21 protein-coding genes are annotated in these 20,161 nt (G+C 67.4%); 11 read left to right on the forward strand and 10 right to left on the reverse strand.

The window, feature by feature from the left end:
* Positions 1–19 precede the first annotated feature (19 nt).
* A complete protein-coding gene (locus tag ACSLGO_RS16630) occupies positions 20–1,756 on the forward strand; it encodes a glycerol-3-phosphate dehydrogenase/oxidase (RefSeq protein ID WP_436401515.1) in 1,737 nt (578 codons plus the stop codon).
* 64 nt (positions 1,757–1,820) lie between these two features.
* Here the strand turns inward: ACSLGO_RS16630 and ACSLGO_RS16635 are convergent, their stop codons facing one another.
* A complete protein-coding gene (locus ACSLGO_RS16635) occupies positions 1,821–3,485 on the reverse strand; it encodes a thiamine pyrophosphate-binding protein (protein WP_419242976.1) in 1,665 nt (554 codons plus the stop codon).
* A 175-nt stretch (positions 3,486–3,660) separates the two neighbouring features.
* Between ACSLGO_RS16635 and ACSLGO_RS16640 the strand changes: the two genes are divergently transcribed.
* A complete protein-coding gene (locus ACSLGO_RS16640; RefSeq protein WP_436401516.1) occupies positions 3,661–4,455 on the forward strand; it encodes a cyclase family protein in 795 nt (264 codons plus the stop codon).
* A gap of 42 nt (positions 4,456–4,497) precedes the next feature.
* Here ACSLGO_RS16640 and ACSLGO_RS16645 read toward each other — a convergent pair whose 3' ends face one another.
* Complete coding sequence (locus ACSLGO_RS16645) at positions 4,498–5,127, reverse strand: FMN reductase (protein ID WP_091607631.1); 630 nt, start codon at positions 5,125–5,127, stop codon at positions 4,498–4,500.
* 100 nt (positions 5,128–5,227) lie between these two features.
* Between ACSLGO_RS16645 and ACSLGO_RS16650 the strand changes: the two genes are divergently transcribed.
* Positions 5,228–5,833 (forward strand): GNAT family N-acetyltransferase, encoded by a 606-nt coding sequence (locus tag ACSLGO_RS16650; RefSeq protein WP_325787517.1) that lies wholly within the window; start codon positions 5,228–5,230, stop codon positions 5,831–5,833.
* A gap of 14 nt (positions 5,834–5,847) precedes the next feature.
* Here the strand turns inward: ACSLGO_RS16650 and ACSLGO_RS16655 are convergent, their stop codons facing one another.
* Positions 5,848–6,504 (reverse strand): class F sortase, encoded by a 657-nt coding sequence (locus tag ACSLGO_RS16655; RefSeq protein ID WP_226802588.1) that lies wholly within the window; start codon positions 6,502–6,504, stop codon positions 5,848–5,850.
* Positions 6,497–7,270 carry a hypothetical protein gene (locus ACSLGO_RS16660; RefSeq protein WP_091607636.1) on the reverse strand — a complete coding sequence of 258 codons (774 nt, stop codon included), beginning with the start codon at positions 7,268–7,270 and terminating at the stop codon, positions 6,497–6,499. The genes ACSLGO_RS16655 and ACSLGO_RS16660 overlap by 8 nt, the downstream gene beginning before the upstream one ends.
* A 228-nt stretch (positions 7,271–7,498) precedes the next feature.
* Between ACSLGO_RS16660 and ACSLGO_RS16665 the strand changes: the two genes are divergently transcribed.
* The 3 genes from ACSLGO_RS16665 to ACSLGO_RS16675 all read left to right on the forward strand — a co-directional run bounded on the left by ACSLGO_RS16665 (position 7,499) and on the right by ACSLGO_RS16675 (position 9,578).
* On the forward strand, positions 7,499–8,104 hold the full coding sequence (locus ACSLGO_RS16665) for a sigma-70 family RNA polymerase sigma factor (RefSeq protein WP_176697646.1): 606 nt from the start codon (positions 7,499–7,501) through the stop codon (positions 8,102–8,104).
* Positions 8,101–8,844, forward strand: coding sequence for an anti-sigma factor (locus tag ACSLGO_RS16670; RefSeq protein WP_263128317.1), 744 nt, complete (start codon positions 8,101–8,103; stop codon positions 8,842–8,844). Before ACSLGO_RS16665 ends, ACSLGO_RS16670 begins: the two co-directional genes overlap by 4 nt.
* A 176-nt stretch (positions 8,845–9,020) precedes the next feature.
* Positions 9,021–9,578, forward strand: coding sequence for a hypothetical protein (locus tag ACSLGO_RS16675; protein ID WP_091607642.1), 558 nt, complete (start codon positions 9,021–9,023; stop codon positions 9,576–9,578).
* 65 nt (positions 9,579–9,643) lie between these two features.
* Here the strand turns inward: ACSLGO_RS16675 and ACSLGO_RS16680 are convergent, their stop codons facing one another.
* Positions 9,644–11,311: an FAD-binding dehydrogenase gene (locus tag ACSLGO_RS16680; RefSeq protein ID WP_277665069.1), complete on the reverse strand. Its 1,668-nt coding sequence runs from the start codon at positions 11,309–11,311 to the stop codon at positions 9,644–9,646.
* Between the two features lie 128 nt (positions 11,312–11,439).
* On the opposite strand from ACSLGO_RS16680, the gene ACSLGO_RS16685 reads away from it, so the two are divergent.
* Positions 11,440–11,571 carry a hypothetical protein gene (locus ACSLGO_RS16685; RefSeq protein WP_255300596.1) on the forward strand — a complete coding sequence of 44 codons (132 nt, stop codon included), beginning with the start codon at positions 11,440–11,442 and terminating at the stop codon, positions 11,569–11,571.
* Between the two features lie 79 nt (positions 11,572–11,650).
* Here the strand turns inward: ACSLGO_RS16685 and ACSLGO_RS16690 are convergent, their stop codons facing one another.
* Positions 11,651–11,887, reverse strand: coding sequence for a YegP family protein (locus ACSLGO_RS16690; protein ID WP_091607647.1), 237 nt, complete (start codon positions 11,885–11,887; stop codon positions 11,651–11,653).
* A gap of 128 nt (positions 11,888–12,015) precedes the next feature.
* Positions 12,016–12,993, reverse strand: a complete 978-nt coding sequence (locus ACSLGO_RS16695; protein WP_436401517.1) for an asparaginase — start codon at positions 12,991–12,993, stop codon at positions 12,016–12,018.
* A gap of 124 nt (positions 12,994–13,117) precedes the next feature.
* Here ACSLGO_RS16695 and ACSLGO_RS16700 point away from each other — a divergent pair, with 124 nt between their 5' ends.
* From ACSLGO_RS16700 to ACSLGO_RS16710, 3 genes are read left to right on the forward strand one after another with little or no spacing between them, the layout of a single operon-like run.
* On the forward strand, positions 13,118–13,606 hold the full coding sequence (locus tag ACSLGO_RS16700) for a very short patch repair endonuclease (protein ID WP_386886844.1): 489 nt from the start codon (positions 13,118–13,120) through the stop codon (positions 13,604–13,606).
* Entirely contained in the window at positions 13,599–14,288 is a 690-nt protein-coding gene (locus ACSLGO_RS16705) for an HAD family hydrolase (protein WP_263128314.1), read from the forward strand. Before ACSLGO_RS16700 ends, ACSLGO_RS16705 begins: the two co-directional genes overlap by 8 nt.
* A 33-nt stretch (positions 14,289–14,321) precedes the next feature.
* Positions 14,322–14,522, forward strand: a complete 201-nt coding sequence (locus ACSLGO_RS16710; protein WP_325787522.1) for a hypothetical protein — start codon at positions 14,322–14,324, stop codon at positions 14,520–14,522.
* Positions 14,523–14,541: 19 nt separating this feature from the next.
* Here ACSLGO_RS16710 and ACSLGO_RS16715 read toward each other — a convergent pair whose 3' ends face one another.
* Positions 14,542–16,935, reverse strand: coding sequence for a Tex family protein (locus ACSLGO_RS16715; RefSeq protein ID WP_436401549.1), 2,394 nt, complete (start codon positions 16,933–16,935; stop codon positions 14,542–14,544).
* 237 nt (positions 16,936–17,172) lie between these two features.
* On the opposite strand from ACSLGO_RS16715, the gene ACSLGO_RS16720 reads away from it, so the two are divergent.
* Positions 17,173–18,849 (forward strand): thiamine pyrophosphate-dependent enzyme, encoded by a 1,677-nt coding sequence (locus tag ACSLGO_RS16720; RefSeq protein WP_387005721.1) that lies wholly within the window; start codon positions 17,173–17,175, stop codon positions 18,847–18,849.
* Positions 18,850–18,896: 47 nt separating this feature from the next.
* Here ACSLGO_RS16720 and ACSLGO_RS16725 read toward each other — a convergent pair whose 3' ends face one another.
* Both ACSLGO_RS16725 and ACSLGO_RS16730 read right to left on the reverse strand, forming a co-directional pair.
* Positions 18,897–19,367: a MarR family winged helix-turn-helix transcriptional regulator gene (locus tag ACSLGO_RS16725; protein ID WP_436401519.1), complete on the reverse strand. Its 471-nt coding sequence runs from the start codon at positions 19,365–19,367 to the stop codon at positions 18,897–18,899.
* Positions 19,368–19,369: 2 nt separating this feature from the next.
* Positions 19,370–20,113, reverse strand: a complete 744-nt coding sequence (locus ACSLGO_RS16730; protein WP_436401520.1) for an SDR family NAD(P)-dependent oxidoreductase — start codon at positions 20,111–20,113, stop codon at positions 19,370–19,372.
* Positions 20,114–20,161 lie beyond the last annotated feature (48 nt).

Raw genomic sequence — 20,161 nt, forward strand, 5'->3', positions numbered from 1 at the left:
GTTAGCGAAAGGCCACCCCATGTCACCTCGCCTGCCCTCAGCCGGAAACCGCGACGCCGTCCTCGACGAGCTCGCCGATGGTCCCGAACTCGACGTCCTCGTGGTGGGAGGCGGGGTGACCGGCGCAGGCATTGCCCTGGACGCCGTCTCCCGCGGTCTGCGCACTGCCATTGTCGAAGCCCAGGACTGGGCCGGCGGCACCTCCCAGTGGTCTTCCAAGCTGGTCCACGGCGGCCTGCGCTACCTGCAGCAGCTGGATTTCAAGCTGGTAGCCGAGGCCCTGCGGGAGCGTGAGCTGCTGCTCGATTCGCTGGCACCGCACCTGGTCAAGCCAGTGCCGTTCCTGTACCCCATCACCCACCGTGCCTGGGAACGCCCCTACGTCGCCGCCGGCATCGGCCTCTACGACGCCCTCGCGCACGTCGGCGCCAAGAACGCCACCATGCCGATCCAGCGCCACCTCGGCCTGAAGGGGGTCAAAGAGGCCTTCCCCGACGTCAAGGACGGAAGCATGGTCGGCGCCATCAAGTACTGGGACGGCAAGGTCGACGACGCCCGCCTGGTCCTGACCCTGGTCCGCACCGCCGCTCGCCTGGGCGCCACGGCCGTTCCCCGGGCCAAGGCCGTCTCCTTCCCGCAGGATGACTCCGGCCGGGTATCTGGTGCCGTGATCCGCGACCTGGAGACCGGCCGCGACCGCACTGTCCGCGCCAAGTCCGTGATTACCGCCACCGGTGTGTGGACTGAGAAAACCCAGGACCTCGCCGGCGCCGACGGCGGCCTGAAGGTCCTTGCCTCGAAGGGCATCCACATCATCGTGCCGCGCGAGCGCATTTCCGGCGAGTCCGGCCTGATCCTGCAGACCGAGAAGTCCGTGCTGTTCGTGATTCCGTGGGAGCGCTACTGGATCATCGGGACCACTGACACTCCGTACCACCAGGAACTGTCCACACCCGTGGCTACGAGCGCGGACATCGACTACGTCATCGAGCACGCCAACGTGGTGCTGGACAAGCCCCTGACCCGCGACGACGTGATTGGGACGTACGCGGGCCTGCGACCGCTGCTGCAGCCGGGCACCAAGGGCGACGAGCAGTCCACCAAGATCTCCCGCGAGCACACCGTGACCGAGGTGCTGCCGGGCCTGGTGGCGATCGCCGGCGGCAAGCTCACCACCTACCGGGTTATGGCGGAGGACGCGGTGGACCTGGCGCTGGGCTCACGCGCCAAGGACCTTCCCTCGGTCACGGCCAAGACCCCGCTGCTCGGCGCCGACGGCTATTTGCCGCTGACCCGCCAGGCCGGTTCGCTTGGCGCGCCGTACGGCTGGACCGAACAGCAGGTCATGCGGATGCTGGACCGCTACGGCTCGGCCATCTCCGAGATCACTGAACTCGTGGACGAGCGGCCAGAACTGGCCGCTCCGCTGCAGGGCGCCCCGGCTTACCTGCGTGCTGAGATCGTGCATGGCTGCACCCATGAGGGCGCCCTGCATCTGGAAGATCTGTTCGACGTGCGCACCCGCCTCACCTGGGAAGCCCCGAACCACGGCTTGGACGCCGTCGAGGAGATTGCCGATCTGGCCGCCGAAGCGCTGGGCTGGGACCAGGCCCGCCGCGACGCTGAGGTGCGCTCTTACCGCGACCGCTGCGCGGCACAGGACGCCGCAGCCGCGATCGCAGACGAGCCCGCCGCCGCAGCCGTGCGGTCCGAGGTGCCGGATGTTGTCGAGGCCGTGGCACTGGCCGCGCGCTGAGCAGAGAGGTGCGGTTAGCGTCCCCGCCTTCCGCGCGGGGACGCGCCACGCCTACCTGCTCCGGCTAGTGTCCCTTGAACGCCTCCGCGAGCCACCAGGCACCGCCGTCGGAGGCAATCTTGGCGTCAATGACCAGGGGTACGGTCCGCGGACCTTCCAGCCAGCCGGTTACCGCGGCCAGGTCTGACGGAGTGCGGACCGTGATGCCGTCTGCTCCGTAGCCGCGGGCAATCGCCGCGATGTCCGTGTCCGGGAAGGTGACGGTTTCCATGTCCGTGCCCGCGGCGTCGTTCGCGGCACCAAAGTGGTGCACCTCGGCACCGTAAGCGGCATCGTTGTACACGATCACCACGAGCGGCAGGCCCAGGCGAACGGCAGTCTCAAGTTCCGAGATAGCCATCAGGAATCCGCCGTCCCCGGTGCCCAGGACAGGCAGCCGGTCCGGGCGGGCCAGCGCAGCACCGATCGCGGTGCCCAGGCCCAGGCCAATGGACTGGAAGGCCTGGGTGAAACAGAAACCGAACTCGTCCGGCACGGACAAGTGGGTGGCGGGGTAGCCCATGAAATTGCCCGAATCCACGGAGACCAGGCGCTCGGCGGGCAGCAGCGCATCAAGTTCCAGGGTCAGCGCCCTCGGGTCGATCCGCTCGGACGTTGACAGGTCCTCTACCGGCACGTTCTGCCAGCGTGCGCCCGCGTCAATGCGGGCTGCCGTTTCGGGAGTGCGGTACTTCGCGGGCGGCTCCGCCTGGCTGGCCTGCAGCTCGGCCAGGACGTCGGCGGCCGTAGCGGCACAGTCACCAATCACGCCGAGGTGAATCTCCCGGTTGGCGCCCAGCGCCGAATCGTCCAGGTCCACCTGCACCACCACCGCGTCCGGGTTGATCAGCGAACCGTGGCGCATGGTCCACATGTTCAGGGTGCAACCCCAGCCGATGAGCGCGTCCGCGTCACGGATCAGCGCGGCCGTCTCCGGAGTTGAAAATCCGCCGGAGATGCCGAGGTTGAATTCCTCCCCTTCGAACAGTCCGTTCGCAACGGCCGAGGTGGCCAGCAGCGCGCCGGACTGGGCGGCGAGGGCCTTGAGTTCTTCGGCAGCGTACCGCGCACCGCGGCCGGCCACGAACACCGGCCGTTTCGCGGTGCTGAGCACGTCTGCCAGGCCGCGCACCAGGCTGGCGTTGGGCCGGACGAAACCGGTAGGCGCCACCGGTGGCACCCGGCGGGGCGTACCGGCGGGAACGGGCTGTGCCTGGACGTCCAACGGAACGCTGAGCACAACGGTGCGGCGTTCATTCTGCGCGGTTCGGAACGCCCGGACTGTGTCTGCGACGGCGCTCTGGGCTGAGTGCACACGTTCCGGCACGGCCCCCAGGCTGCGGGCCAGCCCGTCCTGGTCAATCCGGAAGTTTGACCGCACGGCTGAGCCGGCGGCGTCGGCGGTCAGGACGATCATCGGTGTCCGGGACTTGGCGGCTTCCCCGATGCCGGTGGCAGCGTTGGTGAGGCCGCAGCCCTGGTGGGTGGTCAGGATCGACACCAGCCCTGACATGCGCGAAAAGGCATCGGCCATCGTTGCCGCGCCGCCCTCGTGCCGCGCGGCGGTGAAGGGCACACCGTTCTCCCGCAGTGCATTGGTCAGGTGGAAGTTGCCGCTGCCCACCACTCCGAAGGCGTGGGCGGCGCCCAGCTGGGCCAAGGTGCGGCCTACCAGCCCGGCAATGTTCATCTGGTCCAACGTCTGACTCCTGTGATGGCGCGGGCGAGGTCTACCAGAATCCTAGGACCGCGCGGCTGCCGGGGCACAAATGGCCGTGCGTCATGTTGCGACCCAGTCGGGCTGTCCGGCGGGGTTCCCCGGTATTCTCAGGCAAACGATTTTCGACCTTGGACAGGAACCGAACATGTCTCTTCCCAGCACTGAACCCGGGTTGATCCAGAACCTGATCGGGGCCCTCGACGGCGGCGCCCTGGAGGTCGTGGACCTCACGGCTCCGCTGTCCGCGGGTATTCCCACGCTGAAGCTGCCGGACCCGTTCGTGAACCTGATCGACTTCAGCCTGGAGCAGGTCAGCGCCTTCGATGAGCCGGGTCCGTTCTGGAAGCACAACAACATCCACACCGGTGAGCACATCGGCACGCACGTGGATGCGCCGTCGCACTGGATCACCGGGCGGGACGGGGACGATGTTTCCCAGATCCCGGTCCGCCGGCTGGTGGGACCCGCCGTCGTGATGGATTTCAGTGCCGAGGCAGCCACGGACCCGGATTTCCTGGTGGAGCCGGAGCACATCCAGGCCTGGGAAGCGGAACACGGGGCGTTGCCCGACGGCGCGTGGCTGCTGCTGCGCACCGGCTGGGACAAATACATAGACGACGCCGATGCGTTTCTGAACTTCGACGACACCGGTTCGCACACCCCCGGAATCTCCGCGGCGTGCGCCAGGTGGCTGGCCGACGAGACCCCGATTGCAGGCCTGGGCGTTGAGACAGTGGGGATCGACGCCGGCAACGCCGGTGCCTTCGATCCGCCGTTCCCGGCGCACTACTACCTGCTGGGCAACAACAAGTACGGGGTCACGCTGCTGCAGAACCTGGCGGCGCTTCCGGCCACCGGCGCCATGGTGGTGGTCTCCCCGCTGAAGATCGTGGGCGGTACGGCCAGCCCGGCCCGTGTCCTGGCGTTCGTGGAACGCTAGTACCCCTTTTCGGGGTCCACGAGTCCCTCGGGCGGCCTCCGGTTAGCCTCGGGGCTGGATCTGTGCCAGCAGCTGCTCGAAAGGCAGCGACTCACCCGTGCTGCGGGAAGGCCGGTCAACCGGGGCGTCGCCAAGCAGGGCCACGAGCTCCGCTGCGGCACGCCGGACGCGGTCATCGAGTGCGGAAACCCCGTCGCTGCCGGCGCCCCAGTCATCCGGAGCGGCGTAGACGGCGGTGGGAGCCACCCGCGCCCGCAGGTAGGCAAAGAGCGGACGCAGCGCGAAGTCCAGCACCATGGAGTGCCGTGCGCTTCCTCCGGTGGCCCCGGCCAGGACGGGCTTTCCATCCAGGGCGTCCTTGTCCATGACGTCGAAGAAGGACTTGAAGAGGCCGCTCATGGAGGCACTGAAGACCGGTGACACCGCAATCAGCGCGTCGGCGTCCGCGACTTCGTTGAACAGGGTTTCAAGCTTCGGCGCCGCGTAACCGGAAACCATGGCGTTGGCGATGTCGACGGCGTACTCGCGCAGTTCGTACGTAGTGACGACGGCGTCGTGCCCCAGCTCCCGGAGGCGGTCCTGGGCCGCCGCACCCAGCTGGTCCGCCAGCATTCGGCTGGAGGACGGCACTCCCAGTCCGGCGGTTACTGCAACAATCCTGCGTTCGGCCACAACGGCACCTTCCTTACATCCAATAGATACATGTTATTGCATCTATCTCGGCAACGGTGCGTGCCCCGTAATAATTCCCTTCCTTACCTAGGATGAATCCATGCATGCGAATCCGTTCTCCAGCCCCGTGGTGCTCGAGGGCAGCACTGTCCGGCTGGAACCCCTGTCCCCCGAGCACGTCCCGGAGCTGACCGACGCCGTTCGAGACGGGGAACTGTGGAACCTCTGGTACACCCGCATTCCCGCCCCGGACGCAATGGCGGCGGAAGTGGAGTCCCGGCTGCAGCAGCAGGCCGCCGGCAGCATGGCCCCGTGGGCGATCCGCCGCCTGGACACCGGCGTACTGTGCGGCATGACTACCTACATGAACATCAAGGCGGAACACCGCCGGGTGGAGATTGGCTCAACCTGGCTGGCGGCCAGCGCCCAGCGGACGTCGATCAACGCAGAGGCGAAGTACCTGCTGCTCTCCCGCGCCTTCGAGGACCTTGACTGCATCGCCGTCGAATTCCGCACCCACTGGCATAACCACGCGTCCCGGGCGGCGATCGCCCGTCTCGGCGCCAAGCAGGATGGCGTCCTGCGCTCGAACGAACTGTGGCTGGACGGCTCCCGCCGCGACGTGGTGGTGTTCTCGATCCTGGAAGGCGAATGGTCATCGGTCCGGCTGGGCCTCAGGCACCGGCTCCGCCGCGAACTCGGCTAGGACGCGGCCAGGGCTCAGCCGCGCATCGCAGCGTACACAACGTAGTTGTCATCGAACGTTCCCGTCGCCGGGTCGAAACCGTCGCAGGTGATCAGCCGCAGTTCCGGGCCGGCGGTATTGCCGTACACCTCCAGGGTGGGAAAACTGTCCTTCCCATACTGCTCGGCACGCTCAACCGTGAACTCCACGGTAGAGCCATCCTGCCGTCCCACTTCCACAACGTCCCCGGGCACCAGGGCGCGCAGGTCCGCGAAAACGCCCGGCCCGCCACCGGTTGCGTTCACATGCCCGAGCAGTACCGCCGGGCCCGGCTGACCGGGTGCCGGAGAACCTGAATACCAGCTGGCCGGAGCGCCCGGGCCTTCCGGCGGAACCTCCAGCGAGCCGTCCTCTCGGAGCCCCAGATGCAGCAGGTCGCCCTGTGTTCCGGTGGCCGGGATCGCAAGGCTCTGCGGAAGCGAAACCGGTGCGGGAGTCTCCGTGCCGGGGCCGGAGGGTGCCGGTGCCGGAACGGCTGCCGCGGACGACGGCGCAGCGGAGGAGGCTGCAGCGGAGGACGGCGCATCCGGTGCCGGTGCCGCTGAGCAGGCACCCAGCACCAGCAGCAGGGACGCCGCGCAGGAGATCAATCCTGCGCGGCGTCCGCTGTGGATCGCTGAGTCCTTAGCCACGGGCGCGGCGGCGGGCCAGCACGGCTCCGGCCAGGGCCAGTACTCCGGCACCCGCACCGGCTGCTGCCAGGGTGGTTCCGTCTACTGCGCCGGCGGTTTCGACGCCGGTGTCAGCGCCGCCTTCGGGCATGGCGCCCATCTGGGAAACGGCCAGGGTTCCGCAGGCTGCCGGCAGGGTTGCCGCGGCAGGCAGGGACGGGTCCAGGTCCGACATCTTCGCGGCTGCTGCCTCCGGCATCTTGGACGGATCAACGCCGTGGACCACCACAACTGCCGTGCCGTTTTCCAGTGACTGGGCGGTCTCCGGGTTTACTTCGAAGGTCCGCTCGTAGTTGTACGCCGATCCGCCGGGGAATCGCTCGACGGCAAGGCCCGAGTCCGCACTGGTATCACCCTCGGTGGTCAGCGAGGTGCCGATGTGACCGTAGAAGGGATGCCCCTCGGTGGTGTTGACGACGCCGTCGCCGTCGGTATCCGCGTCCGGGCCGGGGCAGACGCCCTGTGCGGCAATGTGGATGTGCTGGGCGTGTGGGAAGGGGCCGTCCATGAAGGTCTCCGCCGCGCCGGTAACGTTGACGGTCACTTTGGCTTCAGTCCCGTGCACCTCCACCATCGCCTGGCCGGTGGTGCCCGAGTTGTTCATGCTGTTGAGGGTTGCCTGGCCGGACCATGAATCCGGTCCGTGGGCGAACGACGGCGTTGCGGAAAGAGCAAGGGCACCAAGTGCAAGGGTGGGAACGGCGAGCAGCCGCAGCTTCGTATTCATGATCGGTTTCCTTCATCTGCTGAGTCGGTAAATCGGTGTGAATGCACAAGGAGTTCGGAGCCGGACGGCATCCGGATGGGTCCGGATCAGGAATTTTTTTCCCGGCTGAGGGGAAAGCGGATCCGGCTGGCACACGGGCCTCCCGGTATGGCAGAGTTCACCACCTGAGTGTGTCCGCGGACCTCAGCCGTGGACTCCGCCGCTGAAAGGGATGAGCAGTGCAAGCCGATGACTGAGCCGGGTACAGCGCCGGGCGACCAGTTCGGCGTTCCCGTGCTGGGCCGGACGGTTCCGGACCTGGCCGATCTGGTGCGCCGCAGTGCGGGCGGAGATGAGGCCGCCTTTGCGGACCTGTACGATGCCACGTCCGCCAGGGTTTACGGTTTAGCGGTACGGGTAACCCGTTCTCCTGAAATTGCTGCCGAGGTGGTGCAGGAGGTCTATCTCATGGCCTGGGAACAATCAGGGCGTTTCGCTCCGTCCCGGGGATCAGTCCTGGGCTGGCTCTGCACCCTTGCCCACCGCAGGGCCGTGGACCGGGTTCGCCAGGTGGCGAGCGAACGGAACCGTGAGCAAACGTATGAGGATCAGCGCCCGACGACGGCGGCAGACCAGACCTGGGAGCAGGTGGAGCAGTCCATGGCAGTCCAGGAAGTGCGGGACGGGCTTGGAACGCTCAGCCCGCTCCAGCGTGAGGCGGTGGCCCTGGCGTATTACGAAGGCTGCACCCATCAGGAGGTTGCCCGCGCGCTGAACATTCCGCTCGGGACGGCAAAGGCCCGGATACGGGACGGCTTGAACAACCTGAGATCTGCGCTGGGGGGACGGCGATGAACAACCAGCATTCCGGCAGCGGGCTGCACGAACTTGCACCGCTTTTCGCCATCGACGCCCTCGAGCCGGCGGAGCGGGCCGCATTCGAAGAACACCTTGCCGGCTGCGCCCGCTGCCGGTCCGAGGTCGCCGACTTCGCTGACGTGTCCGCCCATCTGGCCGCCGCTACCGAGCAGGAGCCTCCCGCGGAGCTGCGTTCATCAGTCCTCGCATCGATTCACGGAACCCGCCAGGCGCAAGTGACCCGCATCCGGCCGGCAGCGCCAACCCGGGCTCCCCTCCACCGCCGGCGCCGCCGCGTACTGCTGGCCGCCGCAGCCGCAGCCCTCCTGCTCCCGGCCGCGGGCCTGGCCGGCTGGGCGCTGGGTGTGCAGTCCGAGCAGCGCCAGCAGCAGGCGCAGCAGCAGCAGGACCGCGAGGACCGTCTCCTGGCCGCGCCGGATCTTGCCGTCCAGAACCTTGAGGTGGACGGGCAGCCGACCACGCTGCTCCTTTCAGAACAAGAAGACGCTGCCCTGTTCCTGGCCGGAAACCTCCCTGATCCGGGTGCGGACCGCGAGTACCAGCTGTGGCTGCTCGAAGACGGCACCCCCATCCCTGACGTGCATTTCGGCGGAGGCGACGTCCGGGTGTGGCTCAACGGGGAGGTCTCCCGTGCCGGGACCGTGGCACTGACGATCGAGCCGTCCGGCGGTTCGACGACGCCGACCTTCCCGCTGGTGGCTGCGGCGGAAATCTGAGCCCAGCCGGTTTCTTAGTCCTTGCGGTGCAGTGCGCTCCGGAAACCACACCGACAATTTCAGCCTTATTGGGGAGGACGGGACGGCATCCTCCGGCTAGGCTGGCTTGGTCATGCGCCGGCGGACCCTGCAGCCGCCGGCACAAAACCGCATCGCAGACACTTATGAGGGGAACTATGTCCGAGCAGCAGCCTCCGGCAAACAACTACAGCTACAACGCCTACGCCGGCAACCAGCCCGCGGCAGCGCCGGCAGCACCGGTGCGTCCCAAGCAGGTTGACCTTGGCTTCTGGCTGCTGATCGCAGCGGCCGTTGTCTCAGCAATCAGCATCCCGGTAACACTCTCCTGGATGAACTCCGACGACTTCCGGAACTCGCTCGTGGAGACGAGCGCCGTTGCCATTAGCGCTTCCGAGCTCGACGCGGTTATCGCGTTCAGTACCGCACTGTCGATTTTCTTCGCTGTCGTCAGCATCGCCGTCGCCGTGCTGGTCGCGCTGTTTGTCCGTAAGGGCTACAACTGGGCACGCATCGTCGCCACCGTCTTCGCCGTCCTGGGCCTGTTCGGCCTGGCCAACCTCACCACCGCCGGCTCGCTGATGGCCGTGCTCACGGTTCTCGGCATCGTGCTGCCGGTGGCTGCGGTCATCATGCTGTGGATGAAGCCGTCCACCGAGTACTTCAACGGCTCCAAGGCCTACCGCCAGTTCAAGAAGTACAACCCGGGAGCCTAGCCTCCACGAACAGCGAAGGGGCCGGTACCGAGAGGTGCCGGCCCCTTCGCTGTCTCCCGGAAGCGTCAGCGGGCGGCCGCCCGTCCGGCTGCGCGGCCGCTGAAGAGGCAGCCTCCCAGGAAGGTTCCCTCCAGCGACCGGTACCCGTGCATCCCGCCACCGCCGAACCCGGCGGCTTCCCCGGCCGCAAACAGGCCCGGGACGGGGATGCCGTCGGCTCCCAGCACCCGCGAGTCCAGATCGGTTTCGAGCCCGCCCAGGGTCTTGCGGGTCAGCACGGACAGCCGCACCGCGATCAACGGTCCGTCCTTGGGATCCAGGATGGGCCGCGGGGCGGCCGTACGGATCAGCCGGTCCCCCAGATAGGTCCGCGCCCCGCGAATGGCCGTAATCTGAGCATCCTTGCTAAAGGGGTTGGCGATCTCCCGGTCACGGGCCTGAAGCTCCGCAAGCACTGACTCCGCCGAGAGCACCGGCGCCTTCCCGTCCGTCGAGGACTTGGCCAGCTCGTTCATGGCCGCCACCAGTTCCGGAACGCTGCCGGCCGTGAGGAAGTCCTCTCCGTGGTCGAGGAACTTCTGCACCGGCCCCGGTACATCCGCGGTGGCCCGGCCCAGCACTCCGCGCAGGGATTTGCCGGTCAGGTCCGGATTCTGTTCCGAGCCCGAAAGCGCGAATTCCTTCCGGATGATCGCCTTGTTCAGGACGAACCAGCTGTAGTCGTACCCCGTGCCGCGCAGGTGCTGGAGCGTCCCGAGAGTGTCGAACCCAGGAAAGAGCGGGCCCGGCAGCCGCTTCCCGGTGGCGTCGAGCCACAGCGAGGACGGCCCGGGAAGAATCCGGATGCCGTGATTCGGCCACACCGGGTTCCAGTTCTTAATTCCCTCCACGTAATGCCACATCCGGTCCGGGTTGATCACCCGTCCCCCGGCATCCTGCGACGCCCTGATCCCGCGTCCGTCCACATGTCCCGGAACCCCGCTCAGCATCGCCGTGGGCGGTGCGCCGAGCCGCTGGGGCCAGGCGGCGCGCACCAGGTCATGGTCGCCGCCAATACCACCGGTTGTCACGACGACGGCGCCGGCAGAGAATTCGAATTCACCCACCGTGGCGCGCTCCGCAGCCCGGCCGCGCGGCGTCGTCGTCCGCTCCAGGACTGTCCCGCGCACTCCGGTTACGGTGCCCGCAGTGCTGACCAGTGATTCCATCCGGTGATTGCACGCCAGCCGCACCAGGCCGCTCTCGACGCCGGAGCGCACCTTGGCCACAAACGGTGCGGTAATACCGGGCCCGGTTCCCCAGGTGATGTGGAAGCGGGGCACGGAGTTGCCGGGACCGCTGGCGCCGTAGCCGCCGCGTTCCGCCCAGCCAACCACGGGGAAGACGCGGTGTCCCAGCTGATGCAGCCAGGCCCGTTTCTCGCCCGCCGCAAAATTGACGTAAGCCTCCGCCCAGCGGCGCGGCCAGTAATCCTCCTCGCGGTCAAAGCCAGCCGTCCCCTGCCAGTCCTGCCAGGCAAGCTCCACTGAATCCCTGACTCGGAGGCGGCGCTGCTCCGGGGAATCCACGAAGAAGAGGCCGCCAAAGGACCACCAGGCTTGGCCTCCCAGCCCTTGCTCCCCCTCCTGCTCCAGCAGGATCACCGACCGGCCGGCGTCCACCAGCTCGGCTGCGGCTACCAGGCCGGCAAGGCCGGCACCCACCACAATGACATCCGCGTCTCTTGGCTGCATCCGGCAAACGCTACCGGCAGATGCATCCGCTGCCTAGGGATGTTCCCGGCCCCGCAGACCCTGTTGGGAGCGCAGGCAGGTTCCTAGACTGGAAAGGCAGTTGCCGTAAACCAGCCATGGAGGCACTCATGAGCACTACCCCGAATGACGAAAACCGGACTCACAACGAGGAACCCTCGGAAGGCGAAGAGACGTCCCACGCTGACTCTTCGAGGGACCATGCCCAGAACGCTGCGGAAGGCGACGAGGGCCAGTCATAGGAGATGCCTTCCGTTCCCGGTGCCCTAAGGGAGCCGGGAACGAAAGGCATCTTCCGGAAAGACCTCGGGCAGGGTTGGGTCAGGATGCTTTGGCCCTGCCTGTATTGCGTTTGGCGTCTGCCACGACATCGGCATCCTTGCTGTGGTCCACGACCGGCCCGGTCCCGGCGATCTCCCTCAGTTGCTCAATGCCCGCAGCCGCAGCTTCCTTGGTGGGGAACATCGCAGACACTGCCATGAGCGCTCCGTCGCCGGAAATGAGCTTGATCCGGAAAGCGCCGTCGTGGGCGTCAACCAGCTTGAAGTAGCCCGACATCTCTTACCTCCTTGTAAGGGGTACCTTCAGTGCGGTTAATACTAAGCCGACTTAGTGATTTTGGGACCCCCCTTCGCAGCAAGTGTGGACTGCCGATGCAGGATCGAGACCTTGCGGGCCGGGGGGGGCTAGCGGCTGCGCGATGTTCCGGTGGTCAGGGCCTGGAGGATTTCCTCCTGGGTGGCCGGCAGGGACGTCAGCAGGGCGGCCAGCATCCTGGCCTGCACCGGCGCAAGATCCCCTCCCGGAATGGCACCGGCGCGGACCAGGTCCAGGCCGCCGCCGGCGCCGTACGCAGGAACCACCGGGCCGGCAGGCACCCGGGTGCACAGGACCACCGGGCAGCCTCCGTGCACCGCGTCCTGCACCGCTTCCGCAAACCCCTCGCCGGCATTGCCCATGCCCGTTCCGGCCAGGACAATCGCGCTGGCTCCGGTGTGGACGGCGTGGTTGAAAAGCTCCGGACCCGTGCCGAGGGCGCAGACGATGATTTCCACGCGGGCGTTGTCGAAGTCCTCGCCCGGCATGGGCAGCGGCGCGGGGCGGACGGGAATGGCCGTGACATGCAGCGTCCCGGCAACAAAGTGGGCTACCTCCACTCCCCCGGCGAACGGGTTGGCGGCCACAGTGTGGACTTTCCTTGCTCCGCGCGCTGACTGGACCTGGCCGGCGAAGGAAATCAGCACGCCTGCGTTACGCAGTCCGGCCGCCGCAGCGGCAGTTACGGCTTCTTCCAGGTTGGCCGGGCCGTCAGCGACGGGGCTGTCCGCCGGGCGCTGCGCACCGGTGAAGACCACCGGTTTGGGGGAAACGTGCACCAGGTCCAGCGCAAAGGCCGTCTCCTCCATGGTGTCGGTGCCGTGGGTGACCACAACGCCGTCGACGGCCTCATCCGCCACGGCAGCACGGACCGCTTCCGCAATGATCCGCACGTCCGCCAAACGCAGCCGGAAACTGTTGGCGTTTGTTATGTCCTGGACGGAATAGCTGTGCCGCCCGGACAGGGAGGCCGCGATGTCTTCGGCGCGTCCAGCCGACGCTGCGCCGTCCCGGCCGGTACGTGAGGCAATGGTCCCTCCGGTCGCCAAGATTTTGATGTGGGCCATGGAACAACAGTCCTCTCGCCGGTCACCATAGCCAACATATGCCTGCCCCGCACCGGTTGGCTAGGAGCCCGCCGCTTCCGGCGGCACCGGCGGGCAAACCAGTGAAGGGACCTAGACTGACGGCATGGCAGATACGGTTTCCGCGGAACAGCGCAGCCGCAACATGTCCCGGATCCGTTCCAAGAACACCAAGCCCGAGCTCAAGGTCCGCCGCCTCCTGCACCGTTCCGGTTACCGCTTCCGCCTGCACGGAGCGGCCGCCGGCGGCTCCCTGCCCGGCAAGCCGGATCTGGTGTTCGCTGGCCGGCGCAAGGTCATCTTCGTCAACGGCTGTTTTTGGCACACGCACTCCTGCCCCGCAGGCACCCACGCACCGGCTACCAACCCCGAGTTCTGGGCGGCCAAGCGGGCCCGCACGGTGGAGCGGGACGAGGCAGCGCTCCGGGCGCTGGCGTCCGCCGGCTGGGAGGCGCTGGTGGTGTGGGAATGCGAGCTCCGCGACCCCTCCGCCCTGGAAACAGAGCTGGCCGCTTTCCTCGGACCGCCCGGCCAACCAGCCTCGGTAGACTCAGCAGACACACTGCACCCAACCCAAGGGATATCTGATGACTAAGGACTCACGCTCGCTGCGCGGCGTGCTCTTTGACGTGGACGGCACCCTGGTGGACTCCAACTACCTGCATACCGTGGCGTGGTGGCAGGCGTTCCGCCGCCTGGACTATGACATTCCCATGGCCAACATCCACCGGGCGATCGGCATGGGCGGAGACAAGCTCATTGGCCATCTGCTGGGCGGTGATCCCGAACCCGAGGTCGAGGAAAAGCTCGATTCCAGCCACGGAGCAATCTTCTCCACCTCCTGGCCTGCGCTGCGGGCGTTCGACGGCGCCGCTGACCTGCTGCGTGCCTGCGCGTCCCGGGACCTCGCCGTCGTTCTGGCTTCCTCCGCTTCGGAACCGGAACTGCAGGCTCTCCGCCAGGCGATCGACGCCGACGACGCGATCACCTCTGCCACCAGTTCCTCCGATGCCGAAGAGAGCAAACCCGCTCCGGACATCCTCCAGGCGGCACTGGATTCGGCAGAGCTGGAAGCCGGCGCCACCGTCTTCGTGGGCGACTCGGTATGGGACGTGAAATCTGCCGCTGCCCTGGGGATCCTCACTATCGGCCTGACCTGCGGAGGGACCAGCGAAGCCGAGCTGCGCGACGCCGGAGCCGAACAGGTCTTCGAGTCCCCGCGGGACCTGCTGGAGAACCTGCAGGACAGCCTGCTCGGCCCTGCCCAGAGGGCCTAGGCCCGCATCCAGGCAACGACGAAAGGACACGCTATGACTACAGAACCCACCGGACCGGCCAACGACGCCGAGGATCCCCTGGGCCCGAGCGCCCCGCAGCCGGAGCCCACCGGTTCACCCCGGACGCCGGGCAGCAGCGACGATTCGGCCGGAAACATCCGTGAAGATCAGGGCACCCATGCGGCCGGTACCGTGCCCCCTACCGGCGAGGAAGACATCCCCTCCGCGGGCTGAACGGCTGCAGGTCCCGGGGCTAGGCCAGGCCGGCCCGGCGCAGCGCATCTGCCATGGCGCTGTCCGGGGCCGCCTGGGGCCGGCGCGGCGCGTTGCCCGCTGTGCCGCCCCGGGGCTTTGCACCGCCCTGCGCGTTCCGCCCGCCCTGGCCGCTTGGCTGCGGCCGTTTGCTCTGCGGCCGGGAACCACGGGCGCTGCCCTGCCCGGCGGCGGCACCCGGTGCCGGGGCGTCGTCATCCAGGCGGAGGCTGAGCGAGATCCGCTTCCGTTCCGGATCTGCTTCCATCACCTTGACCTTGACCACCTGGCCCGACTTCACGACGTCGTGCGGGTCGGAAACGAAGGATGAGGACATCGCGGAGATGTGGACCAGCCCGTCCTGGTGGACTCCGATGTCCACGAACGCACCGAAGGCCGCCACATTGGTGACCACGCCGTCGAGCACCATGCCCGGACGCAGGTCCGCGATCTTCTCGATGCCTTCGGAGAAGGTGGCGGTCTTGAACGCCGGCCGCGGGTCACGGCCGGGTTTGCGCAGCTCGGAGAGGATGTCCAGGACGGTGGGCAGGCCGGTGGACTCATCCACGAATTCGGCCGGGTCCAGGCCCGTGAGCTCCGCACCGGAAGGCGTCATGTCGGCCTTGGCCGCAGCCAGGATCCGGCGGGCGATTCCATAGGATTCAGGGTGCACGCTGGACGCGTCCAGCGGCTCGCTGCCCCCGGTGATCCGCAGGAAGCCGGCGCACTGCTCGAAGGCCCTGGCCCCCAGCCGGGGCACCTTCAGGAGGTCCTTTCGGCTGGCGAACGGTCCATTGGCGTTACGGTGGGCCACAATGTTTTCGCTCAGCAGGGGACCGACGCCGGCAACACGGCTCAGCAGCGCCGGAGACGCGGTGTTTACGTCCACGCCCACGGCGTTGACGCAGTCTTCAACGACGGCATCCAGGGACCGGTCCAGCTTCGCTGCCGTGACGTCATGCTGGTACTGGCCCACGCCGATGGACTTGGGATCAATCTTCACCAGTTCGGCCAGCGGATCCTGCAGCCTGCGGGCAATCGAGACCGCACCTCGCAGGGACACGTCCATGCCCGGCAGTTCGGCAGCTGCCAGGGCCGACGCGGAGTAGACCGACGCACCGGCTTCGGAAACCACCAGCTTCTCCAGTTTGGCGTCCGGCAGCAGGCGGATCAGTTCGGTGGCCAGCTTGTCAGTTTCCCGGGAGGCCGTGCCGTTGCCGATGGCCACGAGCTCCACCCGGTGCTTCTTCACCAGGTCCGCGAGGCGCACCAGGGCCTCGTCCCACTTGCGCGCCGGCGCATGCGGATAGACGGTGTCCGTGGCCGTGACCTTGCCGGTCCCGTCCACCACGGCCACTTTGACACCGGTGCGCAGGCCGGGATCCAGGCCAAGGGTGGCCCGGTTCCCGGCGGGCGCGGCCAGCAGCACATCGCGCAGGTTCGCCGCGAACACCCGAACTGCCTCCGCTTCGGCGTCCTGGAACAGGCGGACCCGCAGGTCTACTGAAAGTTTGGCGAGGATGCGGCGCCACGCCAGCTGGACAGTCTGCTGCAGCCACGCGCCGGCAGGTCCCCCGGCAGCGGCAGCACCCAGCCGGAAGGCAACGGAGTTCTCGAAGCGCTGCCGGGCAGCAGCCAGGGCCTCGGCGTCCGCCGGATCAGCCTCGGCCAGTCCCAGTTCCAGGATGCCTTCCTTCTCGGCGCGGAGCAGTGCCAGCACGCGGTGGGACGGCATTCCGGACGGAGACTGGGAGAAGTCGAAGTAGTCGGAGTACTTCTGCCCCTCGGCTTCCTTTCCGGCCCTGACCTGCGAGCGCAGCCGGCCCTGCTTCCAGAGCTTCTCACGCGCTTCGGTCAGCAGGTCGGCGTCCTGCCCGGCACGTTCAACCAGGATGGCGCGGGCACCGGCCAGGGCTTCTGCGGCGTCGGGAACCGCTTCGTTCACGTACCGGCCGGCTTCGGCTTCGGGGTCCAGCGCCGGGTTGGCCAGCAGCGCATCGGCCAGCGGCTCCAGCCCGGCTTCGCGGGCAATCTGGGCCTTGGTACGCCGTTTGGTCTTGTACGGAAGGTAGATGTCCTCCAGCCGGGACTTCGTCTCCGCCGATTCAACGGCCGCACGAAGCTCAGCGGTGAGCTTGCCCTGGGCTTCGATCGCCTCCAGGACGGCGCGGCGGCGTTCGGAAAGTTCACGCAGGTACCGCAGCCGCTCGTCGAGTTCGCGCAGCTGCGTGTCATCCAGGGTTCCGGTTGCTTCCTTGCGGTAGCGGGCAATGAACGGAACGGTGGAACCACTGTCCAGGAGCTCGACGGCGGCACGCACCTGCCAGGGAGCCACCCCCAGTTCGGCGGCGATCTGGGCGTAGATCCGGGCTGCGGCACCGGCACCGGTGGACAGGTCAGCGGACTGGCGGGCGGGCTGCGGGGCGTTGGCGGGACTCACCCGCCCAATTCTTCCCCATGACCGGACCAGGCGGCCAACCCCGAACCCGGACGGCGTGCCTGGCGGCAGGACCCCTTCTGACACATTGGCACATGATCTGCGGAACGGGAGCACCCATGGGGTAGAACATAGGGATGCCGGACGCCCCGAGGGTGGACGGCAGTTCAACGTTTCAATGACGAAAGGTCGAAGATGACTCAGCCTGCACCGCTCGCCCCTCCCGCTGCCCGAGAGCCGGAGGTGAAGAGCGCCGGCCATGTCATTGTCGATTCCCTCATTGCCCACGGCGTCAAGCGCACCTATGTTGTGCCCGGAGAGAGCTTCCTCGATGTCCTGGACGGCCTGCACAACAGTCCCATCGAAACCGTGGTCTGCCGGCACGAGGGCGGTGCCGCCTACATGGCGGAAGCGGACGGCAAGATGAACCAGCTTCCCGGCGTCGCGATGGTGACCCGCGGGCCGGGTGCGGCGAACGCGCACGTGGGGCTGCACACTGCCTGGCAGGATTCCACGCCCATGGTGCTCTTCGTGGGGCTGATTCCCTTCGAGCACCGGGACCGGGAGGCGTTCCAGGAGTTCGACATCAAGGCCTGGTTCAACACCGGAGCCAAGCGCGTCATGGTGCTGGACCATCCGGAGCGCGCGTCCGAGATCGTGGCCGAAGCGTTCTTCGCCGCCATGAGCGGGCGTCCCGGCCCCGTCGTCGTCGGCCTGCCCGAAGACATCATCCGCAAGGAAGTCTCCGCATCCCTCCATCCCCCGATTCCGGTAGCGCCCGGCGGCATGACCGTCACCGACTGGAAGGCGCTGCAGGCCGCCCTCAAGGAAGCGGACAAGCCACTGTTCGTCACCGGCGGCAACGACTGGACGCAGGAGGGAGCCGATACCCTGACCCGCTGGCTGGAAGAGCACCATCTGCCGGCCGCGGCGGAATGGCGCTGCGAAGGAACCATCTCCTTCGACTCCCCGTCCTACGTGGGTCCCATCGGCTACGGGCGGCCCAAGCCCACCTATGACCTGCTGGAAGAAACCGACCTGCTGGTCTTCGTCGGCACTGTTCCCGGAGACGTGATCACGGACGGCTTTGTGGTTCGCCAGGACTGGGAGAAGAAGAACTTCCTCGTCACCATTGATCCTTCGCTGCGCGGGCGCTCCGGCCCCGTGTCCTACCAGATTGTGGCCAAGCCGGACGTGTTTGTGCGGGACCTGGTGATGATGGACCTTCCGGTGAAGGAAGAGTGGAAGGCGTGGACGTCCCGGATGCGCGGTGAGCAGGAGAAGTTCGCGGCGCTTCCGCCCGCGGAACCGGCAACCGGCCAGGCCCGCATGGACACCCTGATGGCGAACCTTGTGCCAACGCTGCCCGAGGACGCCATGATCACCCTTGGCGCCGGCGAGCACACCAACTGGGCACACCGCTACTTCCCCACCCGCCGCTACGCCTCAATGCTCAGCGCCCGCAACGGGTCAATGGGCTACTCGGTGCCCTCCGCCATCGCCGCGTCCCTGGCACATCCGGGACGGCGGGTGGTCACGATCGCCGGCGACGGCGAGTTCATGATGAATGGCCAGGAGCTTGCCACGGCGGCACAGTACGGCGCCACCCCGCTTGTGGTGGTGATGGACAACCAGGAATACGGCACCATCCGCACCCACCAGGAGCGGCATTACCCGGAGCGGATCTCCGGCACCCAGCTGAAGAACCCGGACTTCGCGCTGATGGCGCAGGCGTTCGGCGGGTTCGGCGTGCGGGTGGAGAACGACGCCGATGTCCCCGCCGCAGTTGAGGCGGCACTGAAAGCCATCGACGAAGAGGGCAAGTTCGCGCTGATCCACCTGATCGTGGAGCAGCGGGTCAAGGCCTACTAGGCCGGGTGTTCCCCCGGGCCCCGCTGGGCCCGGGGGACCGACGCCGGCTAGCTGCTGCTGTCCCGCAGCGCGCTTGCAACCCTTTCGGTCTCAGCCTCAAACCGGGTGAGCAGGCGAACCAGCTCCGCCCGGTCCCGTGGACTCCAACCCTGGAGAAGCAGGTCAACCAGGGTATTCCCGGAACGCCGCAGCGCTTGTCCTGCCTGAGCGCCGGCCTCTGTGAGGTCTATCAGCGAGGCCCGCGAATCAACCGGATCCGGCATCCTCCGGACTAGGCCGGCTTCTTCCAGGCGAGCCGTGATCTTGGAAATGTTGGAGGCACCGGTGACCATGCGTTCGCTCAGCGCCGACGGCCGCTGAGCGCCTGAATTGTTGAGGATCGACAGCAGCGTCAGCGCGGCAGAGTCCAGCACCACGCCCTCGCGGGCTGCCACGGCCGTGGTGAAGCCGGGAGCCGTCCACTGTGCCAGCAGTCGATTCAGGAGTTCAATCAGTACTGCATTCTGCTCGGTTGCCATAGCTACGCTTCGGTGCCTCCGTCTACCGGCAGCACAACACCGGTGATGAAGGATGCCTGGTCTGAGAGCAGGAATGCCACGGCGTCGGCGATGTCTTCCGGCTGTCCCAGCCGCTTCATGGGGATCTCTGCAGCGTAGCCGGCCTTGGCATCCTCCGGCAGCGATGTCAGGGCAGCGGTTTCAATGGCGCCCGGCGCCACGGCGTTGACCCGGATACCCAACTCAGCACATTCCTTGGCGACGCTGCGAGTCAGGGAGACCACCCCGTGCTTGGCTGCACCGTACGGGGTCAGGTTTGGCGTGGCACTGATCCCTGCCAGCGAGGCAATGTTGACGATTGCTCCGCGACCCTGGCCGGTGAAGTGCGCCATCTGGCCCTGGAGTGCGAGGAAGGTCCCCCGAAGAGTCACATTGATGGTCCGGTCCCAATCCGCGGCGCTGATCTCCTGTACCGGTTTTGGCATGGCGCCCACCCCGGCGTTGTTCACGGCCAGGTCCAACCGGCCAAAGGTTTCCAGGGCAAAGGGGACGAGCGTACCCACTTCGTCCGGGCTGGACACGTCTGCGTGAACATAGGCCGCAGCGCCGCCCGCGGCTTCGATGAGCGCTACAGTTTCAGCGCCGGCCTCGTCATTGACGTCGGATACGACGACGGCGGCTCCTTCAGCGGCCAGCCGCAGGGCGATGGCCCGGCCAATGCCGGCTCCTGCCGCGGTGACGAGTGCTGCCTGGTTCTCGAAAAGCATGCCCACTTCTTTCTGGGGGTCCAAATTTACTGTCGTCCGGACAGCATA

It is taken from the genome of Arthrobacter sp. IK3 (assembly GCF_051337705.1).
GTDB classification, from domain to species: domain Bacteria; phylum Actinomycetota; class Actinomycetes; order Actinomycetales; family Micrococcaceae; genus Arthrobacter_B; species Arthrobacter_B koreensis.

Coding starts and splice junctions, on each gene's coding strand:
- ACSLGO_RS16630 (WP_436401515.1), top strand. CDS start 20: ATGTCACCTCGCCTGCCCTCAGCCGGAAACCGCGACGCCGTCCTCGAC.
- ACSLGO_RS16635 (WP_419242976.1), bottom strand. CDS start 3,485: ATGAACATTGCCGGGCTGGTAGGCCGCACCTTGGCCCAGCTGGGCGCC.
- ACSLGO_RS16640 (WP_436401516.1), top strand. CDS start 3,661: ATGTCTCTTCCCAGCACTGAACCCGGGTTGATCCAGAACCTGATCGGG.
- ACSLGO_RS16650 (WP_325787517.1), top strand. CDS start 5,228: ATGCATGCGAATCCGTTCTCCAGCCCCGTGGTGCTCGAGGGCAGCACT.
- ACSLGO_RS16660 (WP_091607636.1), bottom strand. CDS start 7,270: ATGAATACGAAGCTGCGGCTGCTCGCCGTTCCCACCCTTGCACTTGGT.
- ACSLGO_RS16665 (WP_176697646.1), top strand. CDS start 7,499: ATGACTGAGCCGGGTACAGCGCCGGGCGACCAGTTCGGCGTTCCCGTG.
- ACSLGO_RS16670 (WP_263128317.1), top strand. CDS start 8,101: ATGAACAACCAGCATTCCGGCAGCGGGCTGCACGAACTTGCACCGCTT.
- ACSLGO_RS16675 (WP_091607642.1), top strand. CDS start 9,021: ATGTCCGAGCAGCAGCCTCCGGCAAACAACTACAGCTACAACGCCTAC.
- ACSLGO_RS16680 (WP_277665069.1), bottom strand. CDS start 11,311: ATGCAGCCAAGAGACGCGGATGTCATTGTGGTGGGTGCCGGCCTTGCC.
- ACSLGO_RS16685 (WP_255300596.1), top strand. CDS start 11,440: ATGAGCACTACCCCGAATGACGAAAACCGGACTCACAACGAGGAACCC.
- ACSLGO_RS16690 (WP_091607647.1), bottom strand. CDS start 11,887: ATGTCGGGCTACTTCAAGCTGGTTGACGCCCACGACGGCGCTTTCCGG.
- ACSLGO_RS16695 (WP_436401517.1), bottom strand. CDS start 12,993: ATGGCCCACATCAAAATCTTGGCGACCGGAGGGACCATTGCCTCACGT.
- ACSLGO_RS16700 (WP_386886844.1), top strand. CDS start 13,118: ATGGCAGATACGGTTTCCGCGGAACAGCGCAGCCGCAACATGTCCCGG.
- ACSLGO_RS16705 (WP_263128314.1), top strand. CDS start 13,599: ATGACTAAGGACTCACGCTCGCTGCGCGGCGTGCTCTTTGACGTGGAC.
- ACSLGO_RS16710 (WP_325787522.1), top strand. CDS start 14,322: ATGACTACAGAACCCACCGGACCGGCCAACGACGCCGAGGATCCCCTG.
- ACSLGO_RS16720 (WP_387005721.1), top strand. CDS start 17,173: ATGACTCAGCCTGCACCGCTCGCCCCTCCCGCTGCCCGAGAGCCGGAG.
- ACSLGO_RS16725 (WP_436401519.1), bottom strand. CDS start 19,367: ATGGCAACCGAGCAGAATGCAGTACTGATTGAACTCCTGAATCGACTG.
- ACSLGO_RS16730 (WP_436401520.1), bottom strand. CDS start 20,113: ATGCTTTTCGAGAACCAGGCAGCACTCGTCACCGCGGCAGGAGCCGGC.